Origin of the sequence: Pedobacter cryoconitis (assembly GCF_014200595.1) — a bacterium.
In the GTDB taxonomy this organism is placed as follows: Bacteria; Bacteroidota; Bacteroidia; order Sphingobacteriales; family Sphingobacteriaceae; genus Pedobacter; species Pedobacter cryoconitis_C.
The window spans coordinates 24,928-41,308 of sequence record NZ_JACHCG010000001.1 but is presented as its reverse complement, the minus strand read 5'-3'; the positions used below and the strand labels follow the sequence as shown (position 1 = coordinate 41,308).

General features: G+C 41.3%; 19 protein-coding genes and 1 riboswitch. Of the genes, 9 read left to right on the top strand and 10 right to left on the bottom strand.

Annotated elements, in window-relative coordinates:
- Window positions 1-85: 85 nt before the first annotated feature.
- Window positions 86-265 carry a hypothetical protein gene (locus HDE70_RS00170; protein ID WP_183887314.1) on the top strand — a complete coding sequence of 60 codons (180 nt, stop codon included), beginning with the start codon at window positions 86-88 and terminating at the stop codon, window positions 263-265.
- 14 nt (window positions 266-279) lie between these two features.
- Here HDE70_RS00170 and HDE70_RS00165 read toward each other — a convergent pair whose 3' ends face one another.
- On the bottom strand, window positions 280-789 hold the full coding sequence (locus tag HDE70_RS00165) for an SMI1/KNR4 family protein (protein ID WP_183887311.1): 510 nt from the start codon (window positions 787-789) through the stop codon (window positions 280-282).
- A gap of 125 nt (window positions 790-914) precedes the next feature.
- Here HDE70_RS00165 and HDE70_RS27195 point away from each other — a divergent pair, with 125 nt between their 5' ends.
- Both HDE70_RS27195 and HDE70_RS27190 read left to right on the top strand, forming a co-directional pair.
- Window positions 915-1,214, top strand: a complete 300-nt coding sequence (locus tag HDE70_RS27195; protein WP_260159830.1) for an ORF6N domain-containing protein — start codon at window positions 915-917, stop codon at window positions 1,212-1,214.
- Entirely contained in the window at window positions 1,214-1,459 is a 246-nt protein-coding gene (locus tag HDE70_RS27190; RefSeq protein ID WP_183887309.1) for a hypothetical protein, read from the top strand. Before HDE70_RS27195 ends, HDE70_RS27190 begins: the two co-directional genes overlap by 1 nt.
- 65 nt (window positions 1,460-1,524) lie before the next feature.
- On the opposite strand, the gene thiH is transcribed toward HDE70_RS27190, so the two are convergent.
- Genes thiH through thiS form a run of 6 tightly spaced genes read right to left on the bottom strand, consistent with a single transcriptional unit; the run spans window position 1,525 to window position 6,775 of the window.
- Window positions 1,525-2,640, bottom strand: a complete 1,116-nt coding sequence (gene thiH / locus HDE70_RS00150) for a 2-iminoacetate synthase ThiH (protein ID WP_183887308.1) — start codon at window positions 2,638-2,640, stop codon at window positions 1,525-1,527.
- On the bottom strand, window positions 2,633-3,397 hold the full coding sequence (locus HDE70_RS00145; RefSeq protein WP_183887306.1) for a thiazole synthase: 765 nt from the start codon (window positions 3,395-3,397) through the stop codon (window positions 2,633-2,635). The genes thiH and HDE70_RS00145 overlap by 8 nt, the downstream gene beginning before the upstream one ends.
- Window positions 3,391-4,041, bottom strand: a complete 651-nt coding sequence (locus tag HDE70_RS00140; protein ID WP_183867387.1) for a thiamine phosphate synthase — start codon at window positions 4,039-4,041, stop codon at window positions 3,391-3,393. The genes HDE70_RS00145 and HDE70_RS00140 overlap by 7 nt, the downstream gene beginning before the upstream one ends.
- Window positions 4,042-4,044: 3 nt before the next feature.
- Window positions 4,045-4,638 (bottom strand): thiamine phosphate synthase, encoded by a 594-nt coding sequence (locus HDE70_RS00135; protein ID WP_183887304.1) that lies wholly within the window; start codon window positions 4,636-4,638, stop codon window positions 4,045-4,047.
- Window positions 4,639-6,522 (bottom strand): phosphomethylpyrimidine synthase ThiC, encoded by a 1,884-nt coding sequence (gene thiC / locus HDE70_RS00130; RefSeq protein ID WP_183867385.1) that lies wholly within the window; start codon window positions 6,520-6,522, stop codon window positions 4,639-4,641.
- Window positions 6,523-6,562: 40 nt separating this feature from the next.
- Window positions 6,563-6,775, bottom strand: coding sequence for a sulfur carrier protein ThiS (gene thiS, locus HDE70_RS00125; protein ID WP_260159828.1), 213 nt, complete (start codon window positions 6,773-6,775; stop codon window positions 6,563-6,565).
- Between the two features lie 51 nt (window positions 6,776-6,826).
- Window positions 6,827-6,914: riboswitch (TPP riboswitch) on the bottom strand.
- A gap of 143 nt (window positions 6,915-7,057) precedes the next feature.
- Here thiS and HDE70_RS00120 point away from each other — a divergent pair.
- Genes HDE70_RS00120 through HDE70_RS00110 form a run of 3 tightly spaced genes read left to right on the top strand, consistent with a single transcriptional unit; the run spans window position 7,058 to window position 8,970 of the window.
- On the top strand, window positions 7,058-7,708 hold the full coding sequence (locus HDE70_RS00120; protein ID WP_183867384.1) for a FadR/GntR family transcriptional regulator: 651 nt from the start codon (window positions 7,058-7,060) through the stop codon (window positions 7,706-7,708).
- 24 nt (window positions 7,709-7,732) lie between these two features.
- Window positions 7,733-8,566, top strand: a complete 834-nt coding sequence (locus tag HDE70_RS00115) for a sulfite exporter TauE/SafE family protein (protein ID WP_183887302.1) — start codon at window positions 7,733-7,735, stop codon at window positions 8,564-8,566.
- A 5-nt stretch (window positions 8,567-8,571) separates the two neighbouring features.
- Window positions 8,572-8,970, top strand: coding sequence for a DUF1634 domain-containing protein (locus HDE70_RS00110; protein ID WP_183887300.1), 399 nt, complete (start codon window positions 8,572-8,574; stop codon window positions 8,968-8,970).
- A gap of 40 nt (window positions 8,971-9,010) precedes the next feature.
- Here the strand turns inward: HDE70_RS00110 and HDE70_RS00105 are convergent, their stop codons facing one another.
- A complete protein-coding gene (locus HDE70_RS00105; RefSeq protein ID WP_183887298.1) occupies window positions 9,011-10,225 on the bottom strand; it encodes an MFS transporter in 1,215 nt (404 codons plus the stop codon).
- Between the two features lie 157 nt (window positions 10,226-10,382).
- Between HDE70_RS00105 and HDE70_RS00100 the strand changes: the two genes are divergently transcribed.
- Window positions 10,383-11,255: a LysR substrate-binding domain-containing protein gene (locus HDE70_RS00100; RefSeq protein WP_183867380.1), complete on the top strand. Its 873-nt coding sequence runs from the start codon at window positions 10,383-10,385 to the stop codon at window positions 11,253-11,255.
- 258 nt (window positions 11,256-11,513) lie between these two features.
- On the opposite strand, the gene ribB is transcribed toward HDE70_RS00100, so the two are convergent.
- Both ribB and HDE70_RS00090 read right to left on the bottom strand, forming a co-directional pair.
- Window positions 11,514-12,164: a 3,4-dihydroxy-2-butanone-4-phosphate synthase gene (gene ribB / locus HDE70_RS00095; RefSeq protein ID WP_183867379.1), complete on the bottom strand. Its 651-nt coding sequence runs from the start codon at window positions 12,162-12,164 to the stop codon at window positions 11,514-11,516.
- Between the two features lie 44 nt (window positions 12,165-12,208).
- A complete protein-coding gene (locus HDE70_RS00090; RefSeq protein WP_183887296.1) occupies window positions 12,209-13,525 on the bottom strand; it encodes a sensor histidine kinase in 1,317 nt (438 codons plus the stop codon).
- A 239-nt stretch (window positions 13,526-13,764) separates the two neighbouring features.
- Here HDE70_RS00090 and HDE70_RS00085 point away from each other — a divergent pair, with 239 nt between their 5' ends.
- Window positions 13,765-16,155 carry a heavy metal translocating P-type ATPase gene (locus tag HDE70_RS00085; protein WP_183867563.1) on the top strand — a complete coding sequence of 797 codons (2,391 nt, stop codon included), beginning with the start codon at window positions 13,765-13,767 and terminating at the stop codon, window positions 16,153-16,155.
- Window positions 16,152-16,346 carry a cbb3-type cytochrome oxidase assembly protein CcoS gene (gene ccoS, locus HDE70_RS00080; protein ID WP_183867377.1) on the top strand — a complete coding sequence of 65 codons (195 nt, stop codon included), beginning with the start codon at window positions 16,152-16,154 and terminating at the stop codon, window positions 16,344-16,346. Before HDE70_RS00085 ends, ccoS begins: the two co-directional genes overlap by 4 nt.
- Window positions 16,347-16,381: the final 35 nt, after the last annotated feature.

The window sequence follows — 16,381 nt, the reverse complement described above, 5'->3', positions numbered from 1 at the left end:
ATTTTACGTTACAAAAAACTAATCAGACAACTCCCTTAAAAGGCTTTTATCATACTCCTTTGAATTTATTCTTATAGCTTTGAATATGGACAATGAATCAATTAAAGAAGACAAAAAATCAAAAGGAGATTTTTTCGATTGGTCTAAAGATCACATTAGAGGAAAAAACACCAGAAATGATGCCATAGCCATGTGGATATTTATTATTATTGTCCTGATACTGGGTATTACAATGGTGATTATGATCAATACGTCCAAGAGATAAAACAACCTATAGTATTAGAATAATTCGTATGGATAAAGCGCAAAAATCAGCGGATTAATAGAATCCATCCCCCTTTTAACAGGTCCCTCTAATTCCTCACTGTTTTTCCCTTCATCAAGGAGTGATTCCAACTCCTGAAGTAAGAAAGCACATTGAATAAATTCAGAAAAATTAAGTTTAAAATCCAGGAGATCTGCCATAGTCTCATACTCACCCCGATCATGATCAAAAAATAGAACAAGCCCGGATTCCCTATTCAAAAACCATCCATCCCCCTGACCAGACTCGCCAATCATCCAAACATTCAAATGTAAATCCGGATAATTTTCAGCTATATACCGATTCTCAACTAAAGCCTCTTCATAACTAAACAACTTAATATCAGGAGTAATCTCTATTCCCTCATATCCTAAAATATAACGCTCATAATAAGAATCATTAACACCAGTTTCATTCTCACTAACCCTGATTTTTCTTCCCTCAAAAACCCCAAACAACTCTTCAACATCTTTCTTTACCAACATAAAAGCAAGATAACAATTCTTCTAAAAAACTGCCCAATATACCCTCGAAAAGATCTTTCCAAGACAAAACACCATCCACTAAAATAAATAACCAAGTTGAATACATACCTGAATACATTTATACAATGAGCGAACAAAATACCGTAAGTATACCGGATGAGGTTATGATGAGTAAGATCTATGTGATCCGTGGCCATAAGGTAATGCTGGACGAGGATTTGGCAACCTTATACAGCATTGAAACCCGCCGTTTAAATGAGCAAGTGAAACGTAATATAGAGCGGTTCCCCGAAGACTTTATCTTTGTTCTGAGTGAGCAGGAATTTGCAGACTTGATGTCGCAAAATGCGACATCAAGTTGGGGTGCGCGAAGAAAGCAACCTTATGCCTTTACTGAACATGGTGTATTACTACTTTCCAGTTAATGAAACATGATCAGAAAATTGAGCTATTGTTTACCTACCTCAGTAAGTTCATCGAAAAGGAAGAACAACCCCGTACACCTCTGCTCAGTATTTCTTTCTTTCTTTCTTTCTTTCTTTCTTTCTTTCTTTCTTTCTTTCTTTCTTTCTTTCTTTCTTTCTTTCTTTCTTTCTTTCTTTCTTTCTTTCTAACCTTCCCAACTACTCCCCTCAGTGAGCCGATAAAAAAAACACTTATACTAATGTAAAGGGCATTCATTCCGAGCCTCTTCGGCGACGGCAATGTCGCCCGAACATAGTATAAGTGTTTTTTTTATTGGAGAAGCCTATCCCAATCCTTCCACACCGCCTCATACCCCTTCTCTTTCAACATATCCTTAATCTCTTCCGGCGTTCTTTCATCACAAATCTCGAATTGTTCCAGCGACTCCGGTTCCACCGCATACCCACCCGGATTCGTCTTAGACCCTGCGCTCATAGAAGTGATCCCTAAACCAATCACATGATCCCGGAAAACAACCGACTCCCTTGTAGAAATAGAAAGCTCCACCTCCTCATTCAGCAACCTGTACGCACAAATCAGTTGCACCAACTCCCTGTCCGACATTTCAACCTTAGGCTCTAGCCCTCCACTAAACGGCCTTAACCGGGGAAAAGACAAACTATACTTCGTCTGCCAATACTTCTTTTCCAGATAACCCAGATGAACTGCCGTAAAAAAAGAATCCGTGCGCCAATCCTCTAACCCAATCAATACTCCCAACCCCATCTTATGCACTCCCGCCTTTCCCAGCCGGTCGGGCGTTTCCAGCCTATACTCAAAATTCGATTTCTTCCCTTTCGGATGATGCTTCTTATAATCCTCCCGGTGATACGTCTCCTGATAAACCAATACCGTATTTAACCCCAAAGGAATCAGAACCTCATAATCCTCCGTATCCAGCGGCTGTACCTCCATTGAAATCAAGGCAAAATGCGGACGCAAAAGTTCCAGCACCGCTTTAAAATATTCCGTATGCACCGTTTGATTCGCCTCACCAGTAACCAGCAGTACATGATCATACCCCATCTCTTTCAGCACTGCAACCTCCTGCATAATCTCTATAGGAGACAACGTTTTGCGTCTCACCTTGTTATCCAGGCTAAACCCACAATAAGTACAAATATTATTACACTCATTAGAAAGATAAAGCGGCACATATAACTGCATCACTTTACCAAAACGTTTCAAAGTAGCCTGTCTGCTCAACTGTGCCATTTGTTCCAGGTACGGAGCTGCCGCAGGAGAAATTAACGCTTTGAAATCTTCCAAAGTCCGTTTGTTATTCCCCAAAGCACGCACTACATCCTCCGCTGTCTTTTCGTATATACTTTGCTTAGTCTGTTCCCAATTATAAGTATTAAAAAGTGTAGTGAAATTATCAGTCATCCAAAAAAGAAGTTAAAGGGCTGCTTGACACAGCATATGAATTGATAGATCCTAATTTAGCTTCAAAAGCCATCCTTCCGGCAATAACGGCTATCTTAAATGCTTCGGCCATTTTAACAGGATCTCTGGAAACCGCAATTGCTGTATTCACCAATACCGCGTCCGCGCCAATTTCCATAGCTTTTGCAGCGTCCGAAGGCGCACCAATTCCAGCATCCACAATGACAGGAACATTACTCTGACTGATAATAATTTCCAGAAAATCGATAGTCTTCAGCCCCTTATTACTCCCGATTGGTGAACCTAGAGGCATAACCGCAGCCGTCCCTGCATTTTCTAAATGCTTGCACAATACCGGATCAGCATGAATATACGGCAAGACAATAAAACCCAATTTCGCCAATTCTTCAGTTGCCTTTAACGTTTCAATCGGATCAGGCATTAAATATTTAGGATCAGGGTGGATCTCCAGTTTAATCCAGTTGGTTTCTAAAGCTTCTCTGGCCATCTGTGCTGCAAAAACAGCTTCCTTCGCATTCCTTACGCCCGAAGTATTCGGTAACAAATTAAGCTGCGGATAATTTAACCGGCTTAAAATATCATCTTCCTTATCCTTCAGATCAACTCTTTTTAAGGCTACAGTAACCAGTTCCGAACCAGAAGCCAGCAATGCCTGCTCCATAATATCTGCTGAACTGAACTTTCCCGTTCCTGTAAATAAACGGGAGTTAAATACTTTATCTGCAATAGTTAACATATCGTTTGTTTTGAATTAAGGTTTAATTTCTGATAGATCAAGCTGACATTTCCAGCCAGATCAACACCTTGTGTGAGTAAACCAGAGACTGCAACCCCATAAATCCCCGTTTGAAGAATACTTCTGATATCCTGAGTTGTGATACCACCAATGGCAATAATGGGCAATTGAATACCAGCCTCACGCACTTGTTCCATCAGTTTTTGATAACCTTCAAGGCCAAGTACCGGGCTTAAATTTTGCTTGGTCGTGGTAAAACGGAAAGGTCCCAGGCCTATATAATCTGCACCTTCCTCCACCCTTCTGCATATATCTGCAAAAGTATTTGCCGTTCCGCCAATACACTTATCCTTTCCCAGAATAGCTCTTGCCTGCGCTACAGGCATATCATTTAAACCCAGATGTACTCCATAAGCACCAGATTTTAAAGCCAGTTCAGGATAGTCATTTACAATTAATTTTGCACCATACTTTTCGCATAAAAGGCTGGCCTGAATAGCAAGTTCAAGTACAACATCTTCCGGTTGCTCCTTAACCCGCAGTTGTATCCATTGACCACCTGCCTGTAACACCTGCTCAATAGCAGTAAGATGTGTCCCATTTTCCGGAGGCTGTGATATATAATGTAACTGATCAATTAACATATCTTATAATGATTTAACCATTTTTTCAAATTCTTTTACTGCACCGGACGGATGATTCCAAAGCGCCCCAAGAACAACAGCACCGTCAAACTTCATCCGCTGCAATTCTTGAAACAGCGCTGCTGTAACCCCTCCAATACCAAATACCTTTAGCCCTTCCGGAACAGCAGACAAACTAAAATCCCTATTCACTATACTTTGATAACCTACTTTAGAAATACTATTAAATACTGGCCCAAAAAAAACATAATCCAGAAAGGCCGTACCCTCTGGCGGGCCCCACTCATGAACAGAACGGCTTAAATGAAAGCCATCCGTAAAAAGTTCTATTCTTTTTTGTGCGCCAGTAAGTTTCCATAGTTTTTCGGGATAATGAAGCCTGCGGATGGAAAACCTGTTTGCCAGTTCATGATGCTGATGAATGGAAATTAACCGGTAATAATCCGGATTGATCTCCTTCATCAGCTTCATAAATCCAGCCTCCCCACTTTCCGGTTTCCGGAGATGCAACAATTGAAGCCCCGCACCAAACAAAGCATTAATTAATTCGCCTTCTCCCTGGAAATAATCCGGACGTGTGACGGCTATGAGTTCCATTTACAAGTATATTTCACTACCTTTTTCCGTGAATTCGCGCGATTTATCCTCCATACCTTTCGCCAGTGCCGCAGCTTCATCCAAACCTTGTTTAGCAGCATATTCCCTTACATCCTGTGTGATTTTCATCGAACAGAAATTCGGGCCGCACATCGAACAGAAGTGAGCGATTTTAGCCCCATCCGCAGGAAGTGTCTCATCATGAAACTCTTTTGCGGTATCCGGATCAAGTGAAAGATTAAACTGATCTTCCCATCTGAATTCAAACCTGGCTTTACTCAAAGCATTGTCACGGTATTGCGCACCGGGATGCCCTTTTGCCAGATCTGCCGCATGTGCAGCAATTTTATATGTAATCACACCGTCCTTTACATCTTTCTTATTTGGTAAACCCAAATGTTCTTTTGGCGTCACATAACACAACATCGCAGTTCCGTACCAGCCAATCATAGCCGCACCAATTGCTGAAGTGATATGATCATATCCAGGTGCAATATCTGTAGTCAGGGGGCCCAAAGTATAGAATGGAGCTTCACCGCAATGTTCCAGCTGTTTCTCCATATTTTCCTTAATCATGTGCATCGGTACGTGACCCGGCCCTTCAATAATGGTCTGCACATCATGCTTCCAGGCAATTTTAGTCAGTTCACCTAATGTTTCCAGCTCTGCAAACTGCGCAGCATCATTTGCATCAGCCAGACATCCCGGTCTTAGTCCGTCACCTAATGAAAAGGCAACATCATAAGCTTTCATGATCTCACAGATTTCTTCAAAATGTGTATACAGGAAACTTTCCTGATGGTGCGCTAAACACCATTTTGCCATGATCGATCCACCTCTTGAAACTATACCCGTAATTCTTTTAGCAGTTAACGGGATATATCTTAACAACACTCCTGCATGGATGGTAAAGTAATCAACACCTTGCTCAGCCTGCTCAATTAATGTATCTCTAAACAGCTCCCAGGTCAGGTCTTCTGCTTTGCCATTCACTTTTTCAAGCGCCTGGTAGATTGGGACAGTCCCAATTGGAACTGGTGAATTCCGTATAATCCATTCTCTTGTTTCGTGGATATTCTTACCTGTTGATAAATCCATAATCGTATCTGCACCCCAGCGGCATGCCCATACTGCTTTCTCAACTTCTTCTTCAATACTGGAAGTTACTGCCGAATTACCAATGTTCGCGTTAATCTTAACCAGGAAATTCCGGCCTATAATCATGGGTTCAGACTCCGGGTGATTGATATTTGATGGAATAACTGCTCTGCCGCAAGCGACTTCCTGACGTACAAATTCCGGTGTAATAAATCCCTTAGGTGTATTTGCACCGAAGCTATTTCCTGCATGCTGATGACTCATGGCTTCGGCCTGCTCTCCCTTTTCATTATTCCAAAGTTCTATTCTTTGATTCTCTCTGATGGCTATATATTCCATTTCAGGAGTAATGATCCCTTTTCTGGCATAATGCATCTGAGATACATTCTGCCCTGCTTTTGCACGATATGGCTGATGCTGAAAAGCGAAACGTAACTGATCCAATGAAGGATCTGCCAACCGCTGTGCACCATAAGCAGAGGTAATCTGATCCAGTTTTTCTACATCACCTCTATCGGTCACCCAACGTTCCCGGATACGTGGCAAGCCCGCTTTTACATCAATATGCGCATTCGGATCTGTATAAGGCCCGCTGGTATCATAAACTGTTACGGATGGATTTTTCTCTGTCAGGCCAAAACCATTATGTATTTTGGTTTCACTAAGGCTGATTTCACGCATGGCTACTTCAATATCATGAAGTTCACCTTTTACAAAAACTTTACGGGAAGCCGGGAAGGGCGTCCTGCTGATGACCTGGCCATCTGGAATTTTTTCTACTTTCATCGTTATGTGATTTTGTTAGGTTACAACAGAAATTAATGGATTATCCCCCTTGAGTTGCTTTGATCAGCATGACCTGATCTCCGGGTTGAAGAAGGTATACAGACCAGTCAGATTTAGACACGACCGACTGATTAACAGCCACCGCAATACCGCTCCCTGAAACCTGCAAAACAGCAGTTAACAGCTGTACTACAGAGCATGGACCGGCAATAGAATAAGTTTGATGATTTACAGTAATTTCCATTCTTTTCATTTTTAATAACGATAGGAATGACCTGTATAAGGAATGGAAAACCAACAACATAGTTGTGGCCTTACTTTTCCCTTCGGCAGTACTAACTGCATCAGGTTCAAAGGGTATATCTCAGCACAAGGCACCCCTAAAGTTTTTTGTAAACCTATAACATTTTTAATAAGAAAAGAAATTTATTAAAAAATCAACATCAAAAAACACAGTTACTCCTGTCACTTTTACATTACAAACATCAGACGTATGCTACGATTACATACCTTTGAAACATCAGATGTTTAAATCATGAAGAGAATCAATTTATCAGACAAAGTAATCGCTGCCCTCAAAAGCGATATTGCCTCTGGAAAACTAAAAAAAGGCACAAAAATCCCATCAGAACCTGAACTGATGGGGCGTTATGAAGTTGGCCGTTCTACTATCAGGGAAGCGATAAAAACCCTTGCTATCTCCGGCATCCTTAAAGTACAGCAAGGTTCAGGCACTTTTGTTGCCTCAAAAATAAAAGAAGAAACTCTTGCTCAGCGTTTGCGCCGGGCAGATTTCGAAGAAATCAATACTGTCCGTTCTTTACTCGAAAAAGAAATTGTAAAACTTGCGTGTCTGAACAGAACTGAAGAAGATCTGGCCGCGATGCAAAATCACCTTTTACAGCGAAAAAAAGCTATCGATACCGATCAGCAGCAAAAATGCACTGATGCTGATATAGCTTTTCACGTCAGCATTGCGAAAGCTTCAAAAAACAAAGTACTAATCGACCTGTATCAAAACTTCACTTCAGTAATCCGCGATTTCTTTACCAAGCGTAAAGAGCAAAATATGGCCTATTTTTCCAGAAGCCATGCATGGCATGAAGAACTGGCAACTGCGATTGTGAACAGAGATCAGGCTGCGGCAGAACAGCTCATCAAAACTTTACTAGACAACAATTACTAAAAACTATCATTAATCATACAACTCATGACAATTTTAACCTTTACCCTGATCCTGTTATTGGGGGCTTATCTTGCAGGACTTGCTGGTTCACTCACTGGTCTTGGCGGCGGCGTGGTAATTATACCCTTGCTGACCTTGTTTTTTCACGTTGACATCCGTTACGCAATCGGTGCGGCACTGGTCGCTTCGATCGCCACTTCTTCCGGCTCTGCAAGTGCTTATGTCAAAGAAGGTATTACTAATATCCGTCTCGGGATGTTTCTGGAGATAGCGACGACAGCAGGTGCCGTTATGGGGGCCATTCTGGCGATCTACACCCCTGTTAACATTGTGGCGATCTTATTTGGTGTTACCTTAATTTTTTCTGCGGCAATGACCTTAAGAAAGAAACATGAAGGCGCTTTGGCAGAAGGCAGTAAGCTTTCCTATCTGCTCAAATTAAACAGCAGTTATCCTGCAAAAGATGGCGTAGTCGATTATAAACTAAAAAACATAGGTGGTGGATTCTCTATCATGACCCTTGCGGGGATGCTTTCAGGATTACTAGGAATAGGCTCCGGTGCTTTAAAAGTATTGGCAATGGATAGTGCCATGCGTGTTCCTTTCCGGGTAAGTACGACAACCAGTAATTTCATGGTTGGGGTAACTGCTGCTGCGAGCGCCGTGGTGTATTTACAAAGAGGCTATATTGATCCGGGAATTGCTTTTCCAGTAATTATCGGGGTACTGGCGGGTGCTTTTACAGGTTCAAAACTATTGATGAAGATAGACGTCAAATGGTTGAAGATCATCTTCAGTTTTGCGATCACAGCCATCGCCCTCAACATGATCTACAATGGTTTTAATCATAAATTCTAGGAAACATGACTAACAATAAAGAAACTAAAAGAGTAACCGACTACGATATGCAGCAGCTGATCGGTCAGGTTTTAAGATACGGTGTATTAATTTCAGGAGTTGTTGCCATTATCGGAGGAATCTGGTACTTGTTCCAACAAGGATCGGGTCTTCCTGACTACAGCACATTCCATGGAGAAGGCGAAGGTTATACCAGCCTGACGGGAATCATTAACGGATTAGGGCAAGGAAGTGCAAAAGAAATCATCCAGCTAGGTGTAGTTATTCTGATTGCGACCCCGATTATAAGAATTGTATTTTCACTGGTTGCCTTCGGACTAGAAAAAGATAAGTTGTATGTATTAATCACGCTGATTGTACTATCAATTATCCTGTTCAGTACCTTCGGGGGATTGAGTATTTAAAACAAAAAGCGGGTATCGTTGATACCCGCTTTTTGTTTACTTATATAGTTTTAACTGCTGCCTGTCTGCTTTTGTAATAGGCAAAGATACCCGTAGCAGTTATTCCTATTAATCCTTCGATTAATACCGCTGGTCTTGGGCCAATCAAATGAGCAACCCAGCCAATCAGCAAACTACCAACTGGAATCAATCCTTGATAAGCCATCACATAATAACTGATTGCACGTCCGCGCATTTCGGGAACCGCATGTGTTTGAATGTAAGTATTAATAGCTGAGGATTGCGCCATCATACCCACTCCCGACAATCCCATAAACAATAATGCGATAGGCAATTGCGGTGCATAAGCAAGGAATAATAAACTACCTCCCATTACAGCCCCAGCAATAGTTGTTAGTTTAATCATGGTGCTGCTATCTTTTAAATTGGCCAGATAAATCGCACTGATAATAGAACCTAATCCTGCTGCACTTTCAAACCAGCTGAAGGTTTTGGCATCTCCATTAAAAATATCTTTAGCAAAAATCGGCATCAGCGTATTGAAAGGGATTACAAAAAGACTGCTGACCCCGATCATCATGATCATGCTGCTCAATTCTTTATCTCCCGCTACATACCTGAAACCTTCTTCCAGTTCAACCCAAATGCTTTTAGTTGATTTAGTAATAATCTGCACTGGTAAACGCATCATGAATAAACAGATCAGTACCGGAATATAGCTTAAGAAGTTACCCAGAAAACAAATATCTGTACCAAAAGTACTCAGGATGATCCCTGCAACTGCGGGGCCTGCAATACGTGCAAAATTGGCCATAGAAGAGTTCAATGCAATCGCATTAGGTAAATCATTTTTATCATTCACCATCTCTACCATGAGTGACTGTCTACAGGTTACATCAAAAGCATTGACAATCCCCTGTACCAGGCTCAATCCGATAATAAAGAGAATATTATTATATCCAAAATAGATAATTGCTGCCAGTGCTCCTGCCTGGATCATGGAGACTACCTGTGTAATCACCAGAATACGATACCGGTTATGTCTGTCTACCAGACTACCTGCATAAGGTGATAAAATCAACGAAGGAATTAAACTTACAAAACCAACTACCCCTAATAAAACTGCCGATCCTGTAAGCTGATAAACCAGCCAGCTGACCGCCGTCTTTTGCATCCATGTGCCTACAAGGGAAATTGATTGTCCATAAAAGAAGAGTTTGAAATTACGTGATTTTAATGACCGAAAAACATTCATGATATTATTTTACTATTTTGAAGAGCCTGTCTGCAAACGTTGTGTTTAATTTTCTCATTAGCAGCTTCCTCAGAAAGGCTATTACAAATTTCGGCATAAACTATCTATTTATAAAATTGATAGTTTTAATGATATTGATTAGTTTTAACGATCGATTATGGAAATCAGACAACTCAACTACTTCATTAAAGCCGCAGAACTCCTGCACTTTACAGATGCCGCGGCAGCCTGCTTCGTTACCCAATCTACTTTGTCCCAGCAAATCAAACAACTCGAGGAAGACTTAGGTATGTTGCTGTTCGACCGGATGGGTAAACAAGTAAAGTTAACAGAAGCCGGTAATGTATTTCTGACGCACGCCCATCAAATCATGCTGGACATTAAGAAATCCCGGCAAGCCATCTTTGAGCTCGCCAATATGGTGAACGGAGAACTGAAAATCGGGGTAACCTATGCCTTCAGTTCCCTGCTATTACCAGCCTTAACCCCGTTCTCCGAAAAATACCCCGGTATCATGATCCATATTGAATACGGAACAGCGGGTGAACTGGAAAATAAACTAAAAATGGCTGACCTGGATATCATTCTGGCCTTCCATGAACAGCGGGACAGTAGTGGCTTTGAGATGCAACCGGTATTCTCTTCCAAAATCATTATGGCTATTTCCAAAGAAAACCCTTTGGCCAAACTTCCTAAAATCTCCTTGAAAGAACTTGGAAAACTAGACTTAATTCTCCCAAGCAAAGGCTTTAGCTCGCGTGATTTGTTCGATGAAATCTTTAGAAAAAATAATATCATCCCCAATACAAGAATCGAAATGAACGATGTACATTCCTTGCTCTCCATGGTTGAATCCGGGAACTGGGCAACCATCATTAACGAAAAGGCAATAAGCACCTGGGAAAATATTGCTGCCGTACCTATCTCAGACAAAAAGCTTTACAAACAAGCTTTCATCCTCTGGCAAAAAGGAGTATACCGTAAAAAATCAGCGATGTTATTTGTCGAAGAATTCATGAAAGTAGTCTAGTAATTGCGGATGTAAAAAACTATCCACCAGGTTATGAATTCAGCTATGAAAAAGCTATCCACCAGGTTATGAACCCAGCTATGAAAAAGTTATCCACCAAGGTTATGCACCCTCTCCAGCTATGCATCCAGCAACAGGAGAAACTGTAAAAAAAGGAGTGTGCTAATGTGAAGGCATTCATTCCGAGCCTCTTCGGCGAAGGCAATGTCGCCGAACATAGCATACCCCTTTTTTTACATTCGAAGAACGCGCAGAAAATTACTTCGACAGCGATAAACGATATTGAAAAATATCTTCGATAGAAACTACAGTAGACTCATACTTATCCGCAAAAACAGAAATCTCAGCCAGCCTTGCCATCGTACCATCCTCATTAGTCAGCTCACAAAGCACAGCCACAGGTCTGAACCCAGCCAGAACCACTAAATCAATGCTCCCTTCAGTATGACCACGTCTGCCGAAAACCCCATCCTCATTAGCCCTTAAAGGAAAAACATGGCCAGGTCTGGAAAGATCCCCAGGCTTAGCCTGATCAGCAATAGCCGTTCTGATCGTCTGTAAACGATCCGCCGCAGAAACCCCGGTAGTTACCCCCTCCTTAGCCTCAATAGAAACCGTAAACGGCGTATGATACTTACTCGTATTCACCTGTACCATAGGCTGCAACTCCAAAGCATCAACCTGATCAGGCTTCAAACAAAGACAAATAATACCACTGCACTCCCTGATCATTAAAGCCATATCCGACACCGTCATAGACTCCGCAGGAAAAATCAGATCACCCTCATTCTCTCTGCTCTCATCATCCACAACCAATACCCCTTTACCCTTTTTCAGGCAGGCCAGCGCATTTTCAACTCTTTCCTTAAACCCTTTTCCGAAACGGGACAGCTCATAATGATCTTCCATATATTATAATTTTTTTGACCGTGCAAAGGTGACTAATTAAACTTTCAATTCAAATGCAAAGCAAACAAATCATTCTGCGAAGAAATCTGGAGACTTATAAAAAAAGTAGTCCCAACATTCAACGTACTCTCCACCCAGATTCTCCCCTCCTGTAACTCAATAAACTCCTTACACAAAACCAAACCCAAACCTACACCCTTCTCCTGATTCGTTCCATAAGTACTCTGAGAATTCAGCGAAAAGATATGACCAAAATCAACCTTATCAATTCCGATTCCAGTATCCTGTATCTTAATCCAGCACTCCTTACCATGCACCTCAGAAGAAATCGTAATTTGTCCACCCGGCGGCGTAAATTTAATTGCATTATTCAGCAAATTGCGCACAATCAGCTCCAGCATATCACTATCCGCAATCACATATAAATTCGGCAGCAGCTTATTATTCAGAATCAGCCCCTTCTCCTCTGCCAAACTCGTCTGTAAAAGTAATGTCGTTTCCAGCGCCCACTCCAAATTAAGTACAAGCAATTTCACACTCGCCCCCTCCATCTGTGTTTTACTCCACGAAAGTAAATTAATCAACATCTGCCCCGTATATTTCGTTTCTTTCAGCAAACTCGAATTTATACTTCGTTTCTCCTCCTCCTCAATCTCAACCTCCATAGAAATCTCCAGGAAACTCTGGATAGAATTTAGCGGTGACCTGAGATCGTGCGCCAGGATAGAAAACAACTTATTCTTCGACTGATTAGCAATTTCCAGCTGCTCAGCCCTTTTTTCTGCCAGTAACCTCTCCCGGTTATAACTCGTGATAATACTCGTCAGAATGAAATAAATGATAATTAAAGTGAAAAAATAGACATAACCAAAATCCATATGTCTGCTCCGGTTATCCTCATAATTAACAGGCACCCACTCCGGATAACGATATTGAAAAAAAATAAGACTAACCGCCACCATGATATTCACAGCCATCCATGCAAAACGCTGGTTCTTAGGCACAATACTGATGACCAAAAAGAAAAAAAGCAAGTAAATTATTAACCCCGGGCCATTGATCCCAGAGTTTTTCAGGAAAAAAGCAATAAACAGCAAATTACCCAGTACACAAAAGATAATGACTGCAAGATTGAGCTTGTACCTGAACTTTGATAAATAGTAAACAAAACCAACAGCAAACACAGCCGGTACCAGCAAGATTGATAAAGTATATAAACCTATCAGATAATTAAAAATGATGCTGCAAATAAAAAGCAAGCCAGTAAAAATGCAGGCAGTATGAAATATGATTGCTTCCAGCGTATGGGTATCAGGACTTCCCATAAGTTGTGACCATAACTGCATTTTATCTTTTTTCATCAATAATAAAATTGTTTCTCGGTTGTGATGAAGCTATCATTTGCTCATTTCGGAATATATTCTGCTGCAAATGACAGACTCCCCTGTAATAAGAGTCTGAGGTGGGCAATAGTTTTTAATTTCACGAAATAAAATATAAAGTTATGGAAATAAAAGTGACATGCGTCACTTTTTAAGGTTTCTGCAATCATTTTACAATTGAGATTATGACCTCATTTTTGGAGGAAAGAATTTTCAGCATGAAAGAAACAAATAGCTTAACCGTGGAAACACATTGCTTTCACTGTGGTGATCAACTTCCAGAAAAGCCCTACCCAGCAGACGATAAACAATTTTGCTGCCTGGGCTGTAAAGGCGTTTATCAAATTCTTTCCAACCATAACCTTTCCAGCTATTATCTCTATAATGACGTACCTGGAAGCTCTCAGAAGCAGAAAACCTTACATTTTGACTATCTCGATGAACCCGGAATTGCTGCTGAACTGGTAGATTATACCGATGCAAAAGTTACCGTAATTACACTTTTTATTCCGGTGATCCATTGCAGTTCCTGCATCTGGCTGCTCGAACATCTACATAAAATCAATCCTGCTATTGCACAATCCCGCGTAGATTTTCTAAAAAAGCAAGTCAGTATTACTTTCAGAAATCAGGAAATTTCACTCCGTGAAGTTGTAGAAAACTTAAGCGCAATTGGCTATGAACCCCTGATTAGCTTACAGGATATGATCAAAAAACAGCAAACCGATCATTCCGAACGTAATCTTTTTACCAAAATCGCAGTAGCAGGATTCTGTTTTGGCAATGTAATGTTGTTAAGCTTTCCAGACTATTTTGGTTTAAACAGCCTGGAACAAGATTTCAAAAACTTCTTCGGCTGGATCAATCTTGCCTTTGCCATTCCAGTACTGCTTTATAGTGCCAGAGATTATTTCATATCTGCCTGGACAAACCTTAGAAACGGCATTCTGAACCTCGATTTCCCACTCGCGCTGGGTATAGCAGTCATGTTTATCCGCTCTGCTTATGAAATTATTACCCAAACAGGCGCCGGCTTTGTAGATACCTTATGCTCACTCGTATTTTTTCTGCTGATTGGTAAATGGATGCAGAAACGCACCTATCACTATCTTTCTTTTGAACGCGATTTCCGTTCTTATTTTCCCGTTGCCGTGACACAATTAAAAGATGGCAAAGAAAAGCCCCTTCCTTTAAATGAATTGAAAACCGGTGACCGCATTCTGATCCGCAGCAACGAAATTATTCCCGCTGATGCCATTCTATTAAAAGGAGAAGCCAAACTTGATTTCAGTTTTGTAACCGGAGAATCTATTCCGGTAGAAAAAGTTTTAGGAGAGATCGTTTATGCAGGAGGAAGACAACTTCATGGCGCAATTGAACTAGAAGTAGTTAAACCCGTTTCTCAAAGTTACCTGACCAAATTATGGAACAATGAGGCCTTTTCGGGAGAAAGAGATCCGATCAAAACTTTCAGTGATACCGCCAGCAGGCATTTTAGTATTGTTCTGGTAGCTATAGCCCTTTCAGCAGGTCTGTATTGGGTAAATACAGACATCAACAAGGCTGTAGCCGCATTTACAGCAGTACTGATTATTGCCTGTCCCTGTGCATTGGCATTAAGCTCCCCTTTTACTTTGGCCGCGGTACTCAGCATTTTTGATAAAAATAAGTTCTATTTAAAAAACACATCGGTCATAGAAGAACTTGCCCGCGTAGATACGATCGTGTTTGATAAAACAGGAACGATTACCAACCCGGAAGCTAAAGGTTTTGAGTTTAATGGAAAACTTGATCCGTACGAGCGTCAGTTGGTCTTTGATCTGGCCAGAAATTCAGGACATCCCTTAAGCCGTGAACTCGTAAAATGGCTAGCAGAAACTCCACTATTTCAAGTAGAACATTATATGGAAAAAGTAGGCCGCGGCATTAGCGGCTGTGTAGATGGCCATGAGGTCAAACTAGGCAGTGCTGCCTACCTGGGTCTCAAAGCAGAGGATCAGGGCAGTGTGGTACATATCCTGATTGAAAAACATTATTGCGGCTATTTCCGCTCTGCCCAGCAATGGAGAGCAGGATTTAAACCTTTAGCTTTAAAATTAAGCCAGACTGCTGACCTCCACTTATTATCAGGAGATCAGGATCACGACCGGAACTCACTAACCCCATTTTTTCCAAGAGTACAACAATTACATTTCCGGCAAAGCCCGCAGCAAAAGCTGGATTATATTCTTCAGCTGCAACAAAACAACGCTAAAGTAATGATGCTAGGTGATGGTTTAAATGATGCCGGAGCCTTAAAACAAAGTAATTTAGGCGTAGCAGTCACAGACGATATTAATAATTTTTCACCAGGCTGCGATGCCATACTGGATGGCGCTGCTTTTCAAAAAATCCCACAGTTCATCAAACAGGCAAAAGATGCAGTAAAGGTCATCCATATGAGTTTTGCTATTTCTCTGCTTTATAATGTGGTGGGTTTATTCTTTGCCGTACAAGGCCTGCTCTCTCCTTTGATGGCCGCGATACTTATGCCGATGAGTACAATCACCATTATTCTGTTCACCAGTTTAACTGCCCGGTTTTACGCCCGTAAAAACAAATTATTATGAACATGATCTTTATGCTGATTGGCTTCAGTATCCTGCTGGCATTGCTATTTCTGCTCGCCTTTTTCTGGGCCAGTAAATCCGGTCAGCACGATGATCTTTTTACACCTGGCGTAAGAGTGCTTTTTGAAGAAGAAGAACCCCAGGAAACCGGAAACGAAGAAAAAAGTGATGAAGATCATTCCACAAGATAACTCCTGTCACTCCCCGGGATAACGCCAGCAGCTAA

Excerpts from the sequence above, each read along its gene's own strand:
- ccoS (WP_183867377.1), top strand. The coding sequence starts at position 16,152 with ATGAACATGATCTTTATGCTGATTGGCTTCAGTATCCTGCTGGCATTG.
- HDE70_RS00100 (WP_183867380.1), top strand. The coding sequence starts at position 10,383 with ATGGAAATCAGACAACTCAACTACTTCATTAAAGCCGCAGAACTCCTG.
- thiS (WP_260159828.1), bottom strand. The coding sequence starts at position 6,775 with ATGAAAAGAATGGAAATTACTGTAAATCATCAAACTTATTCTATTGCC.
- HDE70_RS00145 (WP_183887306.1), bottom strand. The coding sequence starts at position 3,397 with ATGTTAACTATTGCAGATAAAGTATTTAACTCCCGTTTATTTACAGGA.
- HDE70_RS27190 (WP_183887309.1), top strand. The coding sequence starts at position 1,214 with ATGAAACATGATCAGAAAATTGAGCTATTGTTTACCTACCTCAGTAAG.
- HDE70_RS00140 (WP_183867387.1), bottom strand. The coding sequence starts at position 4,041 with ATGTTAATTGATCAGTTACATTATATATCACAGCCTCCGGAAAATGGG.
- HDE70_RS00085 (WP_183867563.1), top strand. The coding sequence starts at position 13,765 with ATGAAAGAAACAAATAGCTTAACCGTGGAAACACATTGCTTTCACTGT.
- HDE70_RS27195 (WP_260159830.1), top strand. The coding sequence starts at position 915 with ATGAGCGAACAAAATACCGTAAGTATACCGGATGAGGTTATGATGAGT.
- HDE70_RS00165 (WP_183887311.1), bottom strand. The coding sequence starts at position 789 with ATGTTGGTAAAGAAAGATGTTGAAGAGTTGTTTGGGGTTTTTGAGGGA.
- HDE70_RS00170 (WP_183887314.1), top strand. The coding sequence starts at position 86 with ATGGACAATGAATCAATTAAAGAAGACAAAAAATCAAAAGGAGATTTT.
- HDE70_RS00105 (WP_183887298.1), bottom strand. The coding sequence starts at position 10,225 with ATGAATGTTTTTCGGTCATTAAAATCACGTAATTTCAAACTCTTCTTT.
- thiC (WP_183867385.1), bottom strand. The coding sequence starts at position 6,522 with ATGAAAGTAGAAAAAATTCCAGATGGCCAGGTCATCAGCAGGACGCCC.
- HDE70_RS00120 (WP_183867384.1), top strand. The coding sequence starts at position 7,058 with ATGAAGAGAATCAATTTATCAGACAAAGTAATCGCTGCCCTCAAAAGC.
- ribB (WP_183867379.1), bottom strand. The coding sequence starts at position 12,164 with ATGGAAGATCATTATGAGCTGTCCCGTTTCGGAAAAGGGTTTAAGGAA.
- HDE70_RS00115 (WP_183887302.1), top strand. The coding sequence starts at position 7,733 with ATGACAATTTTAACCTTTACCCTGATCCTGTTATTGGGGGCTTATCTT.
- HDE70_RS00110 (WP_183887300.1), top strand. The coding sequence starts at position 8,572 with ATGACTAACAATAAAGAAACTAAAAGAGTAACCGACTACGATATGCAG.
- HDE70_RS00090 (WP_183887296.1), bottom strand. The coding sequence starts at position 13,525 with ATGAAAAAAGATAAAATGCAGTTATGGTCACAACTTATGGGAAGTCCT.
- HDE70_RS00135 (WP_183887304.1), bottom strand. The coding sequence starts at position 4,638 with ATGGAACTCATAGCCGTCACACGTCCGGATTATTTCCAGGGAGAAGGC.
- thiH (WP_183887308.1), bottom strand. The coding sequence starts at position 2,640 with ATGACTGATAATTTCACTACACTTTTTAATACTTATAATTGGGAACAG.